Raw genomic sequence first — 18,352 nt, forward strand, 5'->3', positions numbered from 1 at the left:
TCAAGGTTTATGACTTGAGAAATGTTCTCATTTTTATCATACTGGAGGTGTATTGAAAAGTTAAGGAGTGGAAAGTATGAATAAAGAGCAATTAGAAAAAATGAAAAATGGAAAAGGCTTTATTGCCGCATTAGACCAAAGTGGTGGTAGTACACCAAAAGCACTTAAAGAATATGGTGTAAACGAAGATCAATATAGCAATGAAGACGAAATGTTCCAACTTGTTCACGATATGCGTACACGTGTGGTAACTTCACCTTCATTCTCACCAGATAAAATTTTGGGTGCTATTCTTTTCGAACAAACAATGGATCGCGAAGTAGAAGGCAAATACACTGCAGATTACTTAGCTGATAAAGGTGTTGTTCCGTTCTTAAAAGTAGACAAAGGTCTTGCTGAAGAGCAAAATGGTGTTCAATTAATGAAACCAATCGACAACTTAGACAGTTTATTAGACCGTGCAAACGAACGTCACATTTTTGGTACAAAAATGCGTTCTAACATTTTAGAATTAAATGAGCAAGGTATCAAAGACGTTGTTGAACAACAATTTGAAGTTGCTAAACAAATTATTGCTAAAGGTTTAGTTCCAATTATCGAACCAGAAGTTAATATTAATGCAAAAGATAAAGCTGAAATTGAAAAAGTATTAAAAGCTGAACTTAAAAAAGGTTTAGATAGCTTAAATGCTGATCAATTAGTAATGTTGAAATTAACAATTCCTACTGAACCAAACTTATACAAAGAGTTAGCTGAACATCCTAATGTTGTTCGTGTCGTTGTATTATCAGGTGGTTACAGCAGAGAAAAAGCAAATGAATTACTTAAAGATAACGATGAACTTATCGCAAGTTTCTCACGTGCATTAGCTAGTGATTTAAGAGCTGATCAATCTAAAGAAGAATTCGATAAAGCTTTAGGTGATGCTGTAGAATCAATTTACGATGCTTCTGTAAACAAAAACTAATTTATGCATTAAACGTATTTTTTGATATAAACTACTAAAAAGGACTCATACATGTGCTTTAATGGCATTGTGTATGAGTCTTTTTTGATTAAAGTTGATTTTGCCGTATGTATTAGATTACGTAAAAAAATCGGACAGCTGAAAAATCTTTAAGATTTCTCAGTTGTCCGATTTTAAATATAGCTATTAGAATTTAGTTTTCGTAGTAACCTAATTCTAAGTCTTTTGAAGTTTGTTTACGGATTTTTCTCATTAATTTTTCGTCTTCAATTAATGATTCACCGTATGATGGAATCATTTTCTTGATTTTAGGTGCCCATTCAGTTTTGTATTCAGGGAAGTTACGTTCTAATACTTCTAACGCAACTGAAACTGAAGTTGAAGCCCCTGGTGATTCACCTAATAATGCGATTACAGTGTGGTCTTGTGAGTTAACCACTTCTGTACCGAATTGGATGAATCCTTTACCGTGTTCAGGTGTATCTTTGATAACTTGTACACGTTTACCAGCAGTGTATAATTGCCAATCTTCATTACGTGCTTCTGGATAGAAAGTACGTAAGTGGTTCATACAACCTTCTTTTGTCATAATCACTTGGTCAAATGAGTATTTAATTAAAGGTAAGTTTTTAACTGCTGCTGCTAATAAAGTTGTAATGTTGTATGTTTTAACAGACTTGAATAAATCTAAGTTAGAACCATTTTTCAAGAATTTAGGTCCAACATTAGCAAATGGTCCAAATAATAATGTTCTTTGACCATCAATGTAACGCGTATCTAAATGAGGTACAGTCATTGGTGGTGTACCAGGTGGCTCTTTACCATAAACTTTGGCATCGTGTTGTTCAATAACTTGCGGGTTTGTACAAGCTAAGAATTGACCACTGATAGGGAATCCACCTAAATGTTTACTTTCAGGGATACCTGTTTTTTGTAATAATGGAATTGCTCCACCGCCAGCACCGATGAATACGTAGTCAGTTACTTGTTTGAATTTCTCACCAGTTAGGCGATTTTTAACAGTAACTTCCCATTGCCCATTTGATAATTGTTCAAAATCAACAACTTCATGGTTAAATTGCACTGTAGCATTTGGATGTGCTTCAATGCTTTTAGCCATTTTACGTGTTAATTCACCGAAGTTTACATCTGTACCTTCGTCAATTTTACTTGCCGCCATGATACCAGGGTTATCTTCACGGCCTTTCATCATCAATGGAATCCATTTTTTCATTACTTCGATGTCCTCAGTATATTCGATATTATCGAACATAGGGAAAGCTTTCATCGCTTCGTAACGATCTTTTAAGAATTTAACATTGTTTTTACCTCTAACATAACTGATGTGTGGTAATGGATTGATAAATTCTCTTGGGTTCTCGATGCTACCGCTTTTCACTAAGTGACCCCAGAATTGTTTTGAAATCTCAAACTCTTCGTTAATCACTTTCGCTTTTTCGATGTCGATAGAACCATCAGGTTGTAAAACTGTGTAGTTCAACTCACATAATGCTGCATGACCCGTACCAGCATTATTTCTTTCGTTTGAACTTTCGATTGCAGGACGATCCAAGCGTTCGTAAACGTGGATATTCCAGTCTGGCTCAATTTCTTTTAACATTGAACCAAATGTTGTGCTAAGTACACCGGCTCCAATTAAAACGATGTCTTTACTATTAGACTTAGCCATTGGTTTCACCTCTCCAAAAATTGTAAATGTGTATCATCAATATGAAAGTTACATAAAACTGACATATTTCTTTAAAATATCAACGCCATAGATAACTTCCTGTTTTAATTGATACGCTGTAACAAAATACTATAGTTAGTGCTTACATGTATATGTTAAAGCAAGCAGTGGTAAATGTAAATTATAATTATTCATTAACTTTGCAATATATTAAATCTTTTATTCATAGAAGATAAATATCAAATCGATCATAATTATTTGACAACAAATAGCTAACGATTGTTTTAATCTACATTTGGATTATAGCATTTTAAACCTATACTCTATTTTGATACAATATAAGTGTAAAATCAATCATAAAAAGGAGATTCAATATCTGCATCCAAGAAAAACATCACAATTACCTTTAATATTGAAAACTATTTTGAATCTTTCACTTATAGGCATTGTGATTATCGTTTTTACACATGCTGAGTTTAAGTTTAATGCCGGTGATAGTAATGTGTTTTTATTAACATGGGATATTCGAGGTTTAACATCTTATATTTTCTCATTCTTAATACTGGTTGCGCTTGTTTCTAAACTAATTTTAATATTTATAACTAGACGACAAAGAACATCATAAATAAACAAGCAGTCCAGTGCGTATCATCATACCTTACGCATTGGACTGCTTTGCTATGTTTATTGATTGCTATCTTTTTGTTGTTGCCATTTTTCTATTTCAGAATCTCGTAGTTCAACACGACGAATTTTACCTGAGTTTGTTTTTGGTAAGTCGTCAACGAATTCAATCTCTCTCGGATATTTATATGGTGCAACTTCATTTTTAACAAATTGTTGTAGTTCTTTAACTAACGTATCATCACCCGCAGTATGGTCCTGTAAAATAACGAATGCTTTAACAATATTTCCTCGTATATCATGAGGTTTTGCTACTACAGCACATTCTTTAACGGCTGGATGATTCGTTAACGCATCTTCAACTTCAAAAGGCCCAATCGTATAGCCTGAACTAATAATAATGTCATCTCGACGTCCTTCAAACCAGAAATAACCATCATCATCTACATGAGCTAAGTCACCAGTGATGTAGTATTTACCTGTTTGCGCTTTCGCCGTACGTTCTGGCTCTTTATAATACCCTTTGAAAAGTGCTGGCAAATCAAGTGGTACTGCAATATTCCCTTTCGTATTAGCAGGTACGCTATTCCCCTCATCATCTACTACAGTGACCGAACTACCCGGAATGCCTTTACCCATTGATCCAATCCTCTGTGGTGTATCTTTTAAAAAGCCTATAAGCAAGGTACTTTCAGTCTGGCCATATCCATCTCTTACAGTTAAATTAAAGTATTTCTTGAATTGTTCAACTACTTCTCGATTTAGTGGTTCACCTGCAGAAACGGCACTATGTAAATGCGTTAAGTCATAATCATTTAAGTTCTGTAATTTAGCCATCATACGATATTCTGTCGGTGTACAACATAAAACATTAATTTGATATTTTTGAAGCAATTCTAAGTATGTTTCAGGACTGAACCTTCCATTAAATACAAAAGCAGTTGCACCTGAACCTAATACAGATAAGAAAGGACTCCATACCCATTTTTGCCAACCTGGTGCTGCTGTTGCCCAAACTAAGTCATCTTCATTAATACATAACCAATGTTTTGGTGCCATTTGTAAATGTGCAAATCCCCATCCATGACAATGTGTAACGGCTTTAGGATTGCCAGTTGTACCAGATGTATATGACAGAATCGCCATATCATCACGCGTCGTATCTGCCATTTCTAGTTTGTTACTTGCGTTTTCTTTTTCAGCTTCAAGTGAAATCCATCCATCTTTTTGACCGGCAATAACAAATTTAGTTAACGCATCATATTCTTTAATTTTTTCAAATTCAACTGTGAATGGCTCTAGTGCAATAACTGCATTAATTTCACCATGTGTGATACGGTATTGTAAATCTTTAGTTCTTAGCATTTCAGAACATGGAATGATTGCAACACCTAATTTTAAAGCAGCAATATATAATTCATACGTCGCAATAGATCGTGGCATCATAATGAGTACTTTATCGCCTTTAGATAAACCGTGCGATGCTAAAACATTACCTACTTTATTAGACTGTTCAATGAGCTGTTGGTAAGTGACTGATATATCTTCGCCTTCAGTATTATGATATAAAATTGCCTTTTTATCTGGTATGTGGCTATATTTTTCGATTTCCGAAATAATGTTATATTTTTCAGGCGCGAATAGAGCTGACTTTTGCATAACTAACTTCCTTTCATACATCCACTTTTCCTGTGATGAACATTGTAATTTTATAAATGAATTATATATATCATACGCCTATCTTTACAGAATTTTCAATTAAATAGGGTTAAATACCAAAGTCCTCGACACTACACTTTGACATGACGTAGCATTCAAGGACTTTCAAATGATTGAGGGTTGATATCTCGGGCTAGACCATATCAGCTAATTCAATACGAATATTGTATGATAATTCACGATTAATTATTTTTACATCTGCACCTTTCGAAGTGCCACGATGCTTGTGTGTATGCTTGTACTCAGCTGAATTTTGCCAATGATAAAATGCTTGCCTATTTTCCCACAGCGTAATAATGATATAGTGTCTACCAGCTGTTCTAGGTCTTAAAAACCTTAATGCTTTAAATCCATCAACGTTTTTTAAATGCTTATTACGTCGCAAAAATTTTTGCTCGAATGTTTCTTCTTGTCCTTCGTTAATATATAAATGATTTAACACACATAATGAATCATTTGATAAATCATTTATCGCTTCTAGCACATCGTAATATGCAGTGTCATTATTTTTTTGTATTGTGAGACAATCATCCAGTTCTTCTATTACATAACTTCTATATTCATCATAAATGTTCATAATAAATGCCTTCATTTCATTTATATTTTTGGTCATATTACTTTATATCTATTACTAATTCATTCCCGTATTTATTAATTACAATCATAGTTTGGCTTCTTTTTAAAAGATAAGACTTTGTAAAAAGTATTAATATTTCATGCAAATGGGGACAGGAGTCGCCCACTATTTTTGTGTCTTCAATTTCATGATCATTATTTAACATTAGTCATGAAAATAGCCGACAACTTCATCTGTGAAATCACCGGCCTTTTATTTTAGCTAACTTTATTTCTGATTTTACGATTTTAATTGATCATACAGAGAAAGTGATCTTTTTACAATTTCTAAAAACTCATGATCTATATTGGACATTTGATGAAAATAAGACAAAATGTTTTCTGTTAGCTTCTCTTGTTTTGGGAATGAATCATCTTCTTTAATCCAAATCGCTAATTCGCCTAATGGTGTTTTATCATCTTTAAATGTTTGTATATATTCGTAAAAGCTCATAGTATTCCTTCTCTCAATTTACTTATATAAATCCTACCACGAAAGCTTTCAAGAAAACACAATTAAATGTCTATTTAGTGAACTTTTTAAGGTTGTGCACTCTTTTAATGTCTGCCAATTAGGTCAATTAATCATCACAATGTACAATTAACTCTATTTTCAGTTCATATACTCACACACCGTTTTTGAACAACACATTAACTTCTCATTTAGATAAAACGCAAAAAAGCCTGGCACCAATACAATAGATGCCAGACTAAGAGTCTACTATATAAATTTATTTAGCGTATGGTTTTACTTCGATTGCACCTTCATTTTCATCATGAACACCATGCTTATAATAATCAATATATTGTGGCTCTAAAGGCTTTCTGCCACGTATAATGTCTGCTGCTTTTTCAGCTAACATTAAAACAGGTGCGTGTATATTGCCATTTGTCGTACGTGGCATAGCGGATGCATCAACTACACGTAAATTTTCCATACCGTGGACTTTCATTGTTAACGGGTCAACTACTGCCATTGGATCTGAAGCAGGACCCATTTTAGCACTACAAGATGGGTGTAATGCTGTTTCACCATCTCTACGAACCCAATCAAGAATTTCTTCGTCTGTTTGCACTTCTGGTCCTGGTGAAATTTCTCCACCATTGAATGGATCCATTGCTTTTTGAGATAAGATATTTCTTGCTACACGAATTGCTTCTACCCATTCTTTTTTATCTTCTTCTGTTGATAAATAATTAAAGCGGATACTTGGTTTTTCGAATGGATCTTTAGATTTGATTTTCAAGCTACCACGAGAGTTTGAATACATTGGTCCTACGTGAACTTGATAACCATGTGCGACCGCTGCCTTTTGACCATCATATCTTACAGCTATTGGTAAGAAATGGAACATTAAGTTAGGATAATCAACTTCGTTATTTGAACGTACAAATCCGCCACCTTCAAAATGGTTAGATGCTGCTGCACCTGTACGTGTGAAAATCCATTGTAAACCAATAAATGGCATGCGCTTGATATCTAAGCTTGGCTGTAATGATACAGGTTCCTTACATTTATGTTGTATGTATACCTCTAAGTGATCTTCAAAGTTTTCACCCACACCAGGTAAATGAACACGTGGCTCAATGCCTTTTGATTTTAGGAACTCTGAATCACCGATACCAGATAATTGCAGTAATTGTGGCGTATTGAATGCCCCACCAGACAAAATGACTTCATTAGCATCGATGGTATGTAATTTGCCATTTTTCTTATACGTAACACCAGTTGCTCTTCTACCTTCAAAATGAATTTCAGTTACAAAGGCACGTGTTTCAACGGTTAAGTTTTTACGCTTCATAGCTGGATGTAAATATGCTCTTGAAGCTGACATTCGGCGACCACGATGTACTTGACTATCGAACGGTCCAAAACCTTCTTGTCTAAATCCATTCACATCAGGTGTTTTATGATAGCCTGCTTCAACACCTGCATCAAAGAATGACTGGAATAAAGGATTCGTTGCTGGCCCTCGTTTTAACTTAATTGGTCCATCATGGCCTCTAAATTTATCATAAGGCGCTGCACCGTATGTTTTTTCTAATTTTTTAAAATACGGTAAACAGTGCGCAAAATCCCAAGTTTCCATACCTTCTGGTTCTGCCCAGCCTTCATAGTCCATTGGATTACCACGTTGATAAATCATGCCATTAATCGAACTTGATCCACCTAAAACTTTACCTCGGGCATGTGCTACTTTACGACCGCCCATATGTGGTTCTTCATCTGTTGAATAAATCCAATCGTAAAATTTATTGCCTGAAGGGAACATTAACGCAGCAGGCATTTGGATAAATAAATCCCAAAAATAATCACTGCGACCCGCTTCTAATACTAAGACTTCTTTATCTTTATCTTCACTCAGACGATTACCTAGTACAGAACCTGCACTGCCTCCTCCAATGATGACATAATCATATGATTTATTTTTGTTACTCATCGTTATGACCTCCAAAGTTTGTTGTATTTCAAAGTGAGTATTGCATGAAATATTTGTTAGTCGCTGATTGGTTATCGTTGAATTGCTAAACTTAGCTAACCAAAACACTCGATTTTCCTTTTATGATTGTTACTAACAGTCATGAAACAATCTATGATTCATTTTGCGTTTAGTTCAAATTATCAATTAACATTTCGCCACTTATACAAAACAAAGTGAGTGTCTTGTGTTCTTACAATGGCACTCACCTTATCTAATTTTTATTTGCTAAACCAATTCACTAATTGTGGATTTGTATTTGTTAAAATGTGTTTTGAAACAAGGTACTCTTCTAAGCCTTCTTTGCCTAATTCTCTACCGATACCTGATTGTTTGTATCCACCCCATGGCGCTTGTGCAAAATATGGATGAAAATCATTAATCCACACCGTTCCAAGTTTCAACTTGTTAGCAACGCGTTGTGCTTTTCCAATATCTTTAGAAAATACAGCACCTGCTAAACCATATATAGAATCATTCGCTAATTGAATCGCTTCTTGTTCAGTTTCAAAGCCTTCTACAGTAACGACAGGTCCGAAAACCTCTTCTTGTACAATACGCATTGACGTATCACAATTTGTAATGACTGTTGGCTCGAAGAATAGACCATCTTTTAAATCGTCTCTATCTGGACGTTTACCACCAACAGCAATTGTTGCGCCTTCTGCTTTAGCTACATCCATATAAGATTCGATCTTATTACGATGTTCTGTTGAAATCACTGGTCCCATTTCAGTATCAGCATCAAAACCATTACCTAATTTGATTTTTTTCACGCGATCAATAAGTGCTTGCTCAAATTTGTCTTTAATACTGTTTTGTACTAATATTCTTGATCCTGCTGAACAAACTTGACCTGCATGGAAATATCCACCATTTAACGCTTGGTCTACTGCCAATTCAAAATCAGCATCATCAAAGATAATGTTTGGATTTTTACCGCCAAGTTCCAAGGCAATATTCGTAACATTATTAGCAGCATTTTTCATAATATGCTTACCAGTCTCAATGCCACCTGTAAATGATACAAGGTCAACCTCTTTATGACCTGACATTACGTCACCAACTTCAGAACCTGCACCTAGAATAAGATTAATTGTTCCTTTAGGGAAACCAACTTCTTCCATTAATTCAAAAACACGTATTGTTGTTAATGGTGTAATTTCACTTGGTTTCATAACTAGTGAACAACCCGTAGCAAGCGCTGGCGCAATTTTCCATGATGCTTGTAATAACGGATAATTCCAAGGTGTAATTTGTGTAACTACACCTACTGGTTCTTTAACAATTTTGCTTTCTGTATCTGGAATTGGTGAATCAATCATTTCGCCACCGTCTTTATCTGCTAATCCAGCAAAATACATAAACACATTATGAATATCATCCATATCTGCATATGATTCTTCTAACGTTTTTCCAGTATCTAATGTTTCTAATCGTGCTAACGCTTCGCGATGTTCTTTAATCTTGTCCGCGATGGCACGTACTTTTTTACCTCTTGTTTCAGCAGTTTCTTGCGACCATTCACCAGACTCAAACGCACGTCTTGCAGCTAAGATTGCACGTTCTGCATCCTCTTTTGTCCCTTCAGAAACCGTAAATATCACTTCTTGATTGTAAGGATTGATAATATCTCTTGTATTTTTATTCGCGCTTTCAACCCACTCACCATCAATATATTGACGCTGAGATAAATGTTTTAAAAGTTCCATTCAACAACCTCCGTTAAGTTTGTTAAATTTTTATTTAACGAATTTTACAAACTTATGTTAGCATAGAAATGAAAAATGTGTCAATTTACAAAACAACTCAAGAATTAAGTTTTGTAAGTTTGTTAGATTTTTATTTAACGAAACATTTAACTTTAATGCTTTAAATATTTTTAATGTCTTTTTTTAGAAAAGGTTTTATAATGTATTAGTATTTATTTTAGAATGACCAAAATGATGTACGGAGGTGCAATGATGACTCGTTCTCAGAACAAACAGCAACAATTAGAACAAGCAAAAGATATTGTAATTAATTCAATTGGACAGACAATGGATTTGTATGGCACTAATAGAAGTGTAGGAAACTTATATGGCACAATGGTGTTTGAAGGCAGTATGACGCTTGATGAAATGCGTCATCAATTGCAAATGAGCAAACCAAGTATGAGTGCTGGCGTTAAGAAATTGCAGGAATTTGATATTGTTAAACAACAATTTACGAGAGGAAGCCGCAAACAACATTTTATCGCCGAGAAAGACTTTTTCATCTTTTTCCGAAACTTTTTCACTAAAAAATTTCAGCGTGAAATTGACATCAATGTCGAAGCAGTAAAAGATGCTCAAGCTATTATCAATCCATTACTTGAAAGCAGTGATTTAACTGAAGCTGAAACACAAGAGGCACAAAAAATTAAAGCTCAGCTTGATCATACACATGTTTATTACGAATGGTTAGAACAGTTAACCGAAGCGATTGAAAGCGGTGAAATTTTCAAATATTTCCCAATTCCAGAACAGCCTTCTGATTCTGAAAATTAAAATTGACTCAAACAACGACAATGATGATTATGCATGATAAAAACAATGCAATAGGTCCACGAAATAAACGGTAATTTCTATCTCAATAAATAGAAATTACCGTTTTTGTTTTATTTGACAATCAATTATGGAGGTATTTTCTAGGGCTTTCTTAGATTCGTTACATTGCTTCGCCAATTTATTTCAATTAGCTATTCTCGCCCTCACGTACTCTATCAATAATATTTTGTATTTGTTCACGTTTTTCATATTCATTTTCTACAAAATAAACTAACGGTTCATCTTTGATAGTAACCCAAGGTACAAGTACATCAAAATCTAATTCTTTAACCATCTCTAAACTTTGAATAGATTTTTCTCTATCACTTGAACCTAATATAACTGTACGCCATCTCTTCCCTTCAAAACATATAAAATCTCCAGTAAATAAGTAACGGTGATGACCATCATCCCATAAAAATAGTGTCGTCCCTGGTGTATGTCCAGGCGCGGGAATAACTTCTAAATCCTTATCCAACATTACACGATTACTAAATTGTTTTTTGAACAGAAATCTTATGTTTCAGTGCAGCCACATCATTTTCATGTATAAAGTAAGGGGCTTCAACTTGATTAGAACCTCCTATAGATTCATGATCATGATTCATCAATACTTTTGAAACACCACCTAATGATGCAATGTTTTGTTGGGAGTCACCTAAGTGTCCGGAATGATAGATAACAATATTACCTGTTTCACGTTTTAAAATAAAAGATTTAAATAGAAATCGATTATCAAAAGGCAGTTCCGAAGTAGGTGTCGCATATAAGTTTTTTGTGATGGATTCTAAACTGTCATGTAATTTGGACTGTTTATTTTTAAATTGATTAGTCATTTTATTTCATCCTTCGATTAATTTGAATTGTACATACGCAGTACCCTTTATTTAATTTAATAATCAATGAGAGTCTTTCAAACTTCGATTTAGAATATGCTTCATACAATAAATAAGTACTTGGAGCACTAAAAAATTAAATCTTTTAGTACAACATTAATGAAAACCTAAAAGTTCATCCTACAATGCTACTAAAAAAAGGGGAATGGAACAGAAATGATATTTTCACAAAATTCATTTCGTCGTCCCAGACCCGCTTTGAATTATAAATTATCGTCTTGTTCTTCTTCTGATACTTGAACGATTCGCAATGAACGACGTTCAACTTCTTTTAATTTTTCAGCACGCGTTTCAAGTTTAATTCTATCGCGCCCTAAAATGATTAAAAATGATATCATCATGAAAATAAAAATAACAATTAATGGCACACTTGCCAGTATTGAAGCAGTTTTCAATACTTCTAATGCACGTTCGCCACCAACTAGCATCAATGAAAATGGCAATAAGCACAATGCAAATGCCCAGAATAAACGATTGGCACGTAATGGTTCGCCTACCACTTTTTTCTGAGATGCTGCCGCTAAAATATATGAACCCGAATCAAATGTTGTTGCTAAGAATAAGAAAGCAGATACTAAGAATAGTACAATCATCAATGATGGGAATGGTAAATGATGCACCACTTCAATAATGGTTGCCTCTGTACCATGTGTATTTAAATATTGTGTTACATTAAACTGTCCAGAAATTTGTAAATACACAGCATAGTTACCAAAAATACCAAAGAATAATACGCATCCAAGCGTTCCATAAATAATTGTTCCTAGCACGACTTCTTTAAGGCGTCGACCTTTTGAAATTCTAGCGATAAATAAACCGATAAATGGCGCATATACTAACCACCATGACCAGTAGAATATTGTCCAGTCTTGTGGGAAATTCGTTTCTTTTCGACCTTTAATACCACCGAATGGTTCTAACCATGTTGCCATATGGAAGAAATCTCTCAACATATTTCCGAACCCTGTCACTGTCGTTTCCATAATAAAAACAGTCGGTCCAATAATAAATATAAAGGCTAAAAGTACAAATGATAGCCAAACGTTGATATCACTTAACTTTTGAATACCTTTTTTCAATCCTGTATATGAACTAATGGCAAAGATAACCGTGATTGTTAATAAAATGGCCGAACGTAAAATCATATTTTTACCATCTAAACCAGTTAATCTTTCTATGCCTGCAGAAATTAATGGCACACCTAACGCTAGTGATGTTGCCGCACCACCTAGCAATCCAAAGATAAATAAGATATCTACAACTTTACCTACAAATTTATCTGTTTGACCTTTTAAAATCGGACGACAAGCTTGACTAATTTTATACACCGGTTGTTTTTTAACAAATACTAAATAACCAATTGGTAATGCTGGTAAAACGTAAATAGCCCAAGCAATTGGCCCCCAGTGGAACATACCATATTGCGTCGCATATTGGAGTGCTTCATCACTCATACTTTTCGCGCCATTTGGTGGAACTTGATAGTAAAAAGCCCATTCAATAACGCCCCAGTATAAAATATCAGAGCCTATGCCTGCACAAAACAGCATTGCCGCCCATGTAAATGTATTAAATTCTGGTTTATCACTTGCTTTACCAAGTGTGACATTACCATATTTACCAAATGCGATATACATTACAAAGCAAAAAATCGCCAGCCCCATAAATAAATATATCGAACCAATTGAATCAGAAATGGCACTATTAATACCAGTGATGATATCTTCACTTGCTTTTGGAAAAGCCATCATAGGTATAACTGCAAAAAGAAGTACAGCTACTGTCCCTATAAAGGTCGTCCAGTCCATAACTTTCTCTTTTTTCAATTGTGCTCCCCCTAATTATTAATTTTATGAATCCTGTTTCGATTTATCTCAAAATGTAATAATTATATTGATTCACAAAATTGACAATAACTAACATTTAATAATAATGCAAATTTCATACAATTTGAAACTTGGCAATTATTGAATATTTATATAATTTTTCCCGTAATAAACAAAACCTTAATAGCGCTAAAACAATAGTGTTAAGTTATGATTTAACGAATTTAACAAATTTTACTAGGACGGCATTTAAGAATATTTATACGTTATTAACGAATATTTATTTATTGTAAAACGCTACCAAAAAGTTAGACTTCCTTCCCACTAAAATACCACTTTTCTCTTTCAACTTTTTTAAAAAACGGATATGCAACTTTTAGTATTGGTATCAAAATGATTGTTAGGTCATATTCTATCAATATATTTTTCTAAAGAATTGCTTTTATTAACTTTCAATTATGTACCTAACCTAAAAAGAAGCCAAGGCAACGAATGTTACCTTGACTTCTAATACATATTCAACTAACTATATATTCAATCATACGCGCATGCGAGAGTGATTGTTGTACATCTATAATGCGTTGATTTAAAGAACCTTTATATGGTAAATCAGGTTTGAATAAGTGTTGTATAAATAGACCATCTACTAAAACGTCAATGTATGATAATAACTCTCGACGTTCTGCACAATCATTTGCTAAATATTCATATAAAAATCCAGTCCATACCCAAATTGTCTTTTTATTTCCAAAACGTGCTCGAAATGCTTTGACAAGATTTAATGTAATATCCAAATTACAAAATGGTTCGCCACCTAATAGACTTAGCCCAGATATATAATCATGATCGCAATCATCTAATATTTCTGCTAATATTTCATCAGTGTATTTCTCGCCATATCTGAACTTTTGTGAGGCTTTGTTATAACATCCAACACAATTAAATGGACATCCTGATACATAAACACTGCATCTTACTCCTTCACCGTCAACAAAGCTATTTGATTCTATTTTAGCAATATAACCTTGTCCTTGTTTAATGTCTAAAAGTGTCATTCTTTAGGCGCTTTCATATGTTTTACTCGTGCGCAAATTTCTTTATGACGGCCTTTAATTACTGGACGTTGAACTGGATTGCCTAAGTAACCACATGTTCGTTTAACGACATCAACTGTTTTAGGATTATCATTGCCACAGTTCGGGCATTTAAATCCTTTTTCAGTTGCTTCAAAATCTCCATCGTAATCACATTCATAACAATGATCAATCGGAATATTTGTACCTAAGTAACCAACTTTGTCATAAGAGTAGTCCCATACCGCTTCTAGTGCTTTCAAATTGTGTTGCAATTTCGGATACTCACAATAGTGAATGAAACCACCACTCGCATAATAAGGATAATCTTTTTCAAAATCTAACTTTTCAAAAGGTGTAACATCTTTACGTACATCATAATGGAAAGAGTTTTGGTAATATCCTTTATCTGTAATGTCTTTAATATCTCCAAATCTCTCTTGGTCTAAACGACAAAAACGATCCGTTAGCGATTCACTCGGCGTACTGTAAATACTGAACCAAATGTCATATAGTTCTGTCCATTTCGTTTGATAACGTTTCATTTCTTTAAGAATTTCAAGCGTAAATGCTTTTGCTTCTTGAGATGTTTCCCAGTCTGGACCATAGAAAACAGTAGCTGTTTCATACAACCCTATATAGCCCATTGAAATCGTTGCACGTTTATTTTTAAATAACTCAGCAACATCATCTGTTTCTTTTAATTTATAGTTAAAAGCGCCACTTTTATATAAAATTGGTGCGTTATTCGGTACAGCATCTTTCAAACGATTTATACGATAAAGTAATGCATCATGTAACACATCGATACGTTCATAAAAGATTTCCCAGAATTTCGTCATATTACCGGCAGATTCTAATGCCATTCTAGGTAAATTAAGTGTAACAACACCAAGATTACAACGACCATTATTTTCAAAATGACCTTCCGCATCTTTCCAACTTGGTAAAAATGAACGACAACCCATTGGCGCTTTGAAATCACCTAATATTTCTACGAGTTTGTCATAATTTAAAATATCTGGATACATACGTTTCGTTGAACACTTTAATGCTAGTTGTTTAATGTCATAGTTCGGATCTTGCGGACTAAAGTTGGTTCCTTTTTTAATTGAAAATACAAGTTTCGGGAAAATCGCTGTCGTGCGGTCTTTTCCTAAGCCTTTGATACGAGTATTTAAGATAGCTTGTTGAATTTTGCGACTTAAATGATCTGTACCTAAGCCGAATCCTAATGTTACAAAAGGTGTCTGTCCATTAGATGTATATAAGGTATTAATTTCATATTCTAAACTTTCAATCGCATCATTGATGTCTTTAGTGACTTGTTGATCAACATAACGATCAATTTCAGATTCTTTGACAAATTGCTTTGCGATATTCCTATGTTCTTCTTCATTATGTCGTGCATATGTACTAAGTAATTCGTCAACGCGGTCAACCGTACAGCCACCATATTGACTGCTAGAAACATTGGCTATAATTTGTACAAGCTGCGCTGATGCAGTTTGTATTGATTTTGGTGAAGTTACATTCGCGTTGCCTATTTCAAATCCATTATGTAGCATATTTTTAGCATCTATTAAACAACAGTTTGTTAACGGTTGGAATGGATGATAATCTAAGTCGTGAAAATGTATGTCCCCTCTTTGATGTGCATCTGCAACGTGCTTTGGTAATAAATGATTTAATGCGTAAGATTTAGAAACGATACCTGCTGTTAAATCTCTCATTGTTGAAAATGTATCACTATCTTTGTTAGCATTTTCGTTAACAATAGCAGGATCTTTAGAAATCAAACCCGTTAATGCTTCTTCGATTTGATTCATTTTACCCCTTCTTCCTATATATTGTGTCTACTCATTACGTTATACCACTATATATAGTATTTTCAAATTTTTATTAGTCTGTTAACTAAAACGTCACAAAGTTATTAACATTTAGTGAAATTCATATTTCTACACAATTATTTCATTAATTTTTAAAATTGTTTAAAGATTCGTCCGTCATTTCGACATGTTTATGCAACTATTATTTCATTTTGCACCGGGACTATAGTTTCTATTTTTCATACTTAAATCGTCACAATGCCCATCAACATTGCAATTACTAACATAACGATGGCGAATCCCCAAATCCAAAAGAATGCATACTTAATATACGTGCCCATGTTTGCCTCTGCTAAACCAATTGCCAACCATAAGGCTGGTGAAAACGGACTGACAAATGTACCTATAATATTCCCTATAACCATTGAATAAGCTGTTGATACAGACGGTACACCAAATTGCCCTGCTGTTTGTTCGACAATCGGTAACACAGCAAAATAATAAGCGTCTGTGCTAGTTAGTAAATCTAATGGTACGCCAAGTAAACCTACAATAATATGCAAGTATGGTCCTACTTCTGCAGGAATCACTTTGATTAAATTCGTCGCAATCGCTTTAAGCATACCGGTTTCATTTAGTACACCTAAAAACATACCTGCTGCAATAATCACTGCAGCCATCATTAATGCATTCGGCGCATGCGCTCTTAATCGCTCCATTTGTTCATCCACTGATTTAAAATTAATAACAAGCGCCAATGAGACACCTATCATGAATGCAAATTCAGGTGGCGCAATATTTATTAACATCGCTAGAATAACAGCTAAAGTTAAAGCTGTATTCACCCATTTTATCCATGGTTTTGTTCGTGCACGTCCTTTTACAGGAAACCTTACATCTTGATCTCGTTCATATACTTCAACTAATTTATGTACATCTATATCTTGTGTTTGCGGTAATTCATTTCTCTCTATTGCTTTTTTGATACGTTTTTGTTCTTTAAATCCAAGATATACCGCAAACAACATAACAAGAATGAATCCTATTATTTGAATAGGAATTAATCCATACCATAATTCATTGACACTTTTGGCTTTTAACACTGCAGCTACACGTGCCATTGGACCTCCCCAAGGTACCATGTTCATAATCGCCGCACTTAATGCTAATAGTAAAATCAATAAATATTTATTCATATTTAACGCTTTATATAAAGGTAATAATGCAGGAATAGAAAGCAAAAATGTTACCGCACCGGCCCCATCTAATTGGGCTATTGTGCCAATTAAAGCTGTCATTGCACAGACAATGACGACATTGCCTCGTGTCATTAATATTAAGCGTTTGACAAGCGGCTTGAATAAACCACTATCGTTCATGATACCAAAGAAAATAATGGCAAAGATAAACATAATAACAACGTTGATGACTTGATCTAACCCTTTAGCAAAAAATCCAACCAAATCTGTCACACTATATCCTAAAATCATTGCCCCTAAGCAAGGTATGATTGTCATACCTACAACTGGATTTATCTTTTTGGCAATGAGTAAACCTACAATTGAAATAATAATAATGAGCCCCATTACTGTTAACCACATATTATCACTATTCATATTATTTTCTCCCTCCACTTTTAATACAATTTACATAATCCCCCTCTTTAACTTAAATATTATAATTAATATAATTTTTTATATTTAAGTTATCTCATTTTATCAAAAAAATCTTTTTTGCGTAACTATCAATAGTGAAGTTTGATTTTCCTACTTGATAACATGGCATGACTAATCCTTGTATATCCTGTCCTGTATTTCATTTTGATTTATCATTTTTATTATTGCTTTCTATTGCACAAAAAATCTGGCTAAAGGTCGCTATGATAGTAACGACTTCAACCAGATTTCAATTTATCCATCTATTTTATTAAGTTTGTTCTACGTATCTTTTTCTCTATTGTAATATTCATATTTAAAACGCATATCATTATCGCTTAAATCCTTCATTATTAGACTATTCACAAAGCCGCCCATGTCTTAATTTCAATGATTAAGCGTTAAAGTTAA

At 34.0% G+C, this 18,352-nt stretch carries 17 protein-coding genes and 1 pseudogene; 5 read left to right on the top strand and 13 right to left on the bottom strand.

All coding sequences use genetic code 11. The features are described 5' to 3' along the window. Positions 1 to 76: 76 nt before the first annotated feature. Complete coding sequence (locus KI230_RS13135; protein ID WP_001031409.1) at positions 77 to 967, top strand: fructose bisphosphate aldolase; 891 nt, start codon at positions 77 to 79, stop codon at positions 965 to 967. Between the two features lie 193 nt (positions 968 to 1,160). Here the strand turns inward: KI230_RS13135 and lqo are convergent, their stop codons facing one another. Next, a complete protein-coding gene (gene lqo / locus KI230_RS13140; protein ID WP_001130051.1) occupies positions 1,161 to 2,657 on the bottom strand; it encodes an L-lactate dehydrogenase (quinone) in 1,497 nt (498 codons plus the stop codon). 295 nt (positions 2,658 to 2,952) lie between these two features. Between lqo and KI230_RS13145 the strand changes: the two genes are divergently transcribed. Beyond that, positions 2,953 to 3,282: a hypothetical protein gene (locus KI230_RS13145; protein ID WP_001838111.1), complete on the top strand. Its 330-nt coding sequence runs from the start codon at positions 2,953 to 2,955 to the stop codon at positions 3,280 to 3,282. A 59-nt stretch (positions 3,283 to 3,341) separates the two neighbouring features. Here the strand turns inward: KI230_RS13145 and mbcS are convergent, their stop codons facing one another. The 5 genes from mbcS to betB all read right to left on the bottom strand — a co-directional run bounded on the left by mbcS (position 3,342) and on the right by betB (position 9,807). Then, the gene (gene mbcS, locus KI230_RS13150; protein WP_001172341.1) at positions 3,342 to 4,940 is read right to left on the bottom strand and encodes an acyl-CoA synthetase MbcS; all 1,599 of its coding nucleotides are present in this window, start codon (positions 4,938 to 4,940) and stop codon (positions 3,342 to 3,344) included. Between the two features lie 193 nt (positions 4,941 to 5,133). Continuing rightward, positions 5,134 to 5,577, bottom strand: coding sequence for an antibiotic biosynthesis monooxygenase family protein (locus tag KI230_RS13155; protein WP_001028786.1), 444 nt, complete (start codon positions 5,575 to 5,577; stop codon positions 5,134 to 5,136). Positions 5,578 to 5,856: 279 nt separating this feature from the next. Further along, positions 5,857 to 6,069, bottom strand: coding sequence for a sterile alpha motif-like domain-containing protein (locus KI230_RS13160; RefSeq protein WP_000011688.1), 213 nt, complete (start codon positions 6,067 to 6,069; stop codon positions 5,857 to 5,859). 277 nt (positions 6,070 to 6,346) lie between these two features. Next, complete coding sequence (betA, locus tag KI230_RS13165) at positions 6,347 to 8,056, bottom strand: choline dehydrogenase (protein ID WP_000066516.1); 1,710 nt, start codon at positions 8,054 to 8,056, stop codon at positions 6,347 to 6,349. A 260-nt stretch (positions 8,057 to 8,316) separates the two neighbouring features. Further along, positions 8,317 to 9,807 carry a betaine-aldehyde dehydrogenase gene (betB, locus tag KI230_RS13170; protein ID WP_000421701.1) on the bottom strand — a complete coding sequence of 497 codons (1,491 nt, stop codon included), beginning with the start codon at positions 9,805 to 9,807 and terminating at the stop codon, positions 8,317 to 8,319. A 68-nt stretch (positions 9,808 to 9,875) separates the two neighbouring features. On the opposite strand from betB, the gene KI230_RS13175 reads away from it, so the two are divergent. Next, positions 9,876 to 9,971 carry a hypothetical protein gene (locus KI230_RS13175; RefSeq protein WP_001803568.1) on the top strand — a complete coding sequence of 32 codons (96 nt, stop codon included), beginning with the start codon at positions 9,876 to 9,878 and terminating at the stop codon, positions 9,969 to 9,971. Positions 9,972 to 10,059: 88 nt separating this feature from the next. Next, positions 10,060 to 10,623 (top strand): choline uptake/conversion transcriptional regulator CudC, encoded by a 564-nt coding sequence (gene cudC / locus KI230_RS13180; RefSeq protein WP_000198598.1) that lies wholly within the window; start codon positions 10,060 to 10,062, stop codon positions 10,621 to 10,623. A 187-nt stretch (positions 10,624 to 10,810) separates the two neighbouring features. Here the strand turns inward: cudC and KI230_RS13185 are convergent. Then, positions 10,811 to 11,498: pseudogene (locus KI230_RS13185) on the bottom strand (MBL fold metallo-hydrolase). A 263-nt stretch (positions 11,499 to 11,761) separates the two neighbouring features. After that, positions 11,762 to 13,384 (bottom strand): BCCT family transporter, encoded by a 1,623-nt coding sequence (locus KI230_RS13190; protein WP_000711870.1) that lies wholly within the window; start codon positions 13,382 to 13,384, stop codon positions 11,762 to 11,764. Between the two features lie 131 nt (positions 13,385 to 13,515). Between KI230_RS13190 and KI230_RS13195 the strand changes: the two genes are divergently transcribed. After that, positions 13,516 to 13,677: a hypothetical protein gene (locus KI230_RS13195; protein WP_001789302.1), complete on the top strand. Its 162-nt coding sequence runs from the start codon at positions 13,516 to 13,518 to the stop codon at positions 13,675 to 13,677. Between the two features lie 15 nt (positions 13,678 to 13,692). On the opposite strand, the gene KI230_RS13200 is transcribed toward KI230_RS13195, so the two are convergent. The 5 genes from KI230_RS13200 to KI230_RS13220 all read right to left on the bottom strand — a co-directional run bounded on the left by KI230_RS13200 (position 13,693) and on the right by KI230_RS13220 (position 18,319). Continuing rightward, positions 13,693 to 13,803, bottom strand: a complete 111-nt coding sequence (locus tag KI230_RS13200) for a hypothetical protein (RefSeq protein ID WP_001790600.1) — start codon at positions 13,801 to 13,803, stop codon at positions 13,693 to 13,695. Positions 13,804 to 13,902: 99 nt separating this feature from the next. Continuing rightward, positions 13,903 to 14,439 carry an anaerobic ribonucleoside-triphosphate reductase activating protein gene (nrdG, locus tag KI230_RS13205; protein WP_000173328.1) on the bottom strand — a complete coding sequence of 179 codons (537 nt, stop codon included), beginning with the start codon at positions 14,437 to 14,439 and terminating at the stop codon, positions 13,903 to 13,905. Continuing rightward, positions 14,436 to 16,286, bottom strand: coding sequence for an anaerobic ribonucleoside-triphosphate reductase (nrdD, locus tag KI230_RS13210; RefSeq protein ID WP_045178204.1), 1,851 nt, complete (start codon positions 16,284 to 16,286; stop codon positions 14,436 to 14,438). The genes nrdG and nrdD overlap by 4 nt, the downstream gene beginning before the upstream one ends. A gap of 245 nt (positions 16,287 to 16,531) precedes the next feature. Then, positions 16,532 to 17,902: a CitMHS family transporter gene (locus tag KI230_RS13215; RefSeq protein ID WP_001083497.1), complete on the bottom strand. Its 1,371-nt coding sequence runs from the start codon at positions 17,900 to 17,902 to the stop codon at positions 16,532 to 16,534. A 321-nt stretch (positions 17,903 to 18,223) separates the two neighbouring features. Further along, a complete protein-coding gene (locus tag KI230_RS13220) occupies positions 18,224 to 18,319 on the bottom strand; it encodes a hypothetical protein (RefSeq protein WP_001789304.1) in 96 nt (31 codons plus the stop codon). Positions 18,320 to 18,352: the final 33 nt, after the last annotated feature.

It is taken from the genome of Staphylococcus sp. MZ3, assembly GCF_018622755.1.
GTDB lineage: Bacteria > Bacillota > Bacilli > Staphylococcales > Staphylococcaceae > Staphylococcus > Staphylococcus aureus.